At 65.7% G+C, this 2,624-nt stretch carries 2 protein-coding genes; both read left to right on the plus strand.

The window, feature by feature from the left end; all coding sequences use genetic code 11:
* Positions 1 to 165 precede the first annotated feature (165 nt).
* Positions 166 to 1,719: an IS21 family transposase gene (istA, locus tag AO501_RS13345; protein ID WP_055578187.1), complete on the plus strand. Its 1,554-nt coding sequence runs from the start codon at positions 166 to 168 to the stop codon at positions 1,717 to 1,719.
* A complete protein-coding gene (locus AO501_RS13350) occupies positions 1,716 to 2,519 on the plus strand; it encodes an ATP-binding protein (protein ID WP_055578188.1) in 804 nt (267 codons plus the stop codon). Before istA ends, AO501_RS13350 begins: the two co-directional genes overlap by 4 nt.
* The last annotated feature ends 105 nt before the right edge of the window (positions 2,520 to 2,624 follow it).

A 2,624-nucleotide genomic window follows, 5' to 3' on the forward strand; every position in this document is an offset into this window, starting at 1 on the left:
TGTCGGCTGCCAGGTGAAAGGGACCACTTCAGGGGTGTTTTTGCCATGAGCATGGGACCACCTGTTTGCCATTGATGGGACCACCTGGCTGGTGTTTTGCCAGTTATGGGACCACCCCGGCGTGGCGTGGGGATCTTCTGGTTGTTGGGCCGCTGTATTGGCCAGATGAGCTACCGGGAGGTGTCGGTGATCGAGATCGTGGAGATGCTGCGGCTGTGGCTGCAGGGGTTGGGGTTGCGGGAGGTGGCCCGGCTATCGGGGACTGACCGCAAGACGGTGCGTCGGTATGTCGACCGTGCGCGGGCATGTGGGTTGGACCGCGACGGCGGTGATGATCAGCTCACCGATGAGCTGCTTGCGGCGGTGATCGCCGAGGTGCGCCCGCGCCGGCCGAACGGTAAGAGTCTGGCGTGGGAAACCATCGCCGCCGAGCATGAGCAGATCCGACAGTGGTTGAAGGACGGGTTGACGTTGACCAAGATCCATACCTTGTTGGGCCGCCGCGGGGTGGTGGTGTCGTATCGGACGCTGAATCGGTATGCCACAACGGAGTTGGACTTCGGTCGGCGTCAGGCCACGGTGCCAGTGGCCGATTGCGAGCCGGGCTCGGAGGTGCAGGTCGACTTCGGGCGACTGGGGATGCTCACCGACGTCGCCGATGGGCGGCGCCGCGTGGTGCACGGGTTGATCTTCACCGCGGTGTACTCGCGGCACATGTTCGTCTGGCCCACCTACCGGCAGACTTTGGCCGATGTGATCGCCGGGTTTGAGGCGGCGTGGGCTTTCTTCGGCGGGGTGTTCTCGGTGGTGATCCCGGACAACATGAAAGCCATCGTCACCGCCGCCGACGCTACCGAGCCGCGGCTCAATGACTCCTTCCGCGAGTACGCCCAGTCCCGTGGTTTCGCGATCGACCCGGCGCGGGTCCGTAGCCCGCGCGATAAGCCGCGGGTGGAGCGCATGGTGAGCTATGTGCGGGCGAATTTCTATGCCGGAGAACAGTTCCGGGATCTCGATGACTGCCGCAACCGGGCCGAACGCTGGTGCGCCCAGACCGCTGGGCTGCGGATCCATGGCACCACCCGACTGCGGCCCGCCGAGGTGTTCGCCACCGACGAACTCCCACAGCTCAAGCCGGCGCCCGAGGCGGTGTTCGACATTCCCTCCTGGACGCACCCGAAGGTGGCCCCGGATCGGCATGTGCAGGTCACCAAGGCGCTCTACAGCGTGCCGGGAGAACTGGTCGGCAAGCGGATTGACGCCCGCGCTGATGCCCATACGGTGAAGCTGTACTGGCGTGGGGAGCTGATCAAGGTGCACCCGCTGGTGGCGCCTGGCCGTCGGCACACCGACCCCGCTGATCTGCCCGCAGAGGTGTCGATCTACGCCATGCGCGACATCACCAGTTTGGCGCGCAAGGCCGCCGCCTGCGGCACCCACGTCGGCGTCTACGCCGCCGCAGTGCTCGAGCATCCGCTGCCGTGGACCAAGATGCGCCAGGTCTACCGGCTGCTGGGGCTGGTGCGCCGCCACGGCGGCGCCGCGGTCGACGACGCCTGCCGGCGTGCCCTAGACGCCGAGGTCATCGACGTCGGACTCATCGAGCGGATCTGCACCCGCGGCGGCGGGGAACAACTACCGCTGCTACCCAAACCACCGGCACAGGCGTCGCGGTTCGTGCGCCACAGTTCGGACTTCGCCGTCAGGCGGCCCTCGTGAGCCCGGCCCGCCCCGACACCGCGCCGGCGGTCAAGCCGATCGAGGTCTCTGGTGAACTGAAAGCCTTGATGCGCCGCCTCAAGCTCGGTCAGCTGCTCGACACCTTGCCCGAGCGGCTCGCACTGGCCCGGACCAACCGGCTGCCCCATCACGACTTTCTGGAGCTGCTGTTCGCCGATGAAGTCACCCGCCGCGACCGTGAATCGGCGGTCCGGCGCGCCAAGGCCGCTCACCTCGATCCCGCGATGCAGCTGCAGGCCTGGGACGACTCGGCGGCGGTGAGCTTCGATTCTCAGCTGTGGGCCGAGCTGACCTCGCTGCGGTTTATCGCCGATGCCTACAACGTGCTCATCATGGGGCCGGTCGGCGTGGGAAAGACGTTCCTGGCCAACGCATTAGGCCATATCGCGGTCCGTCGTGGCCGCAGCGTGCACACCGAACGCGCCGACAAACTGTTCAAACGCCTGCGCGGAGCACGACTGGACGGCACCTACGAAGACGAGATGCGCAAACTGCACCGCATCGAACTGCTCATCATCGATGATCTGGCGCTGCACCGACTGGAGGCCACCGAGACCACCGACTTCTACGAGCTGATCGTCGAACGCCACCGCAAGGCCTCCACGATCATCACCAGCAATCGCGAACCACCCGAGATCCTGACCATGATGGCCGACCCACTGCTGGCCCAATCGGCGATGGACCGGCTGCAATCAGCGGCCTACGAACTCATCGTCGAAGGCCAGTCCTATCGGCAACGCCAAAAGCCCAAGCCGGTCCCTCCGACTACGTCGGATTGACCGGCAACCACACCATCAGTCACCATCAACACGGCCCGTGACCGGAAGACGAACTGGTCCCATGCTCATGGCAAACCAGTGGTCCCATCACCCTGGCAGGCGACA

Origin of the sequence: Mycobacterium gordonae (assembly GCF_001417955.2) — a bacterium.
GTDB lineage: Bacteria > Actinomycetota > Actinomycetes > Mycobacteriales > Mycobacteriaceae > Mycobacterium > Mycobacterium gordonae_B.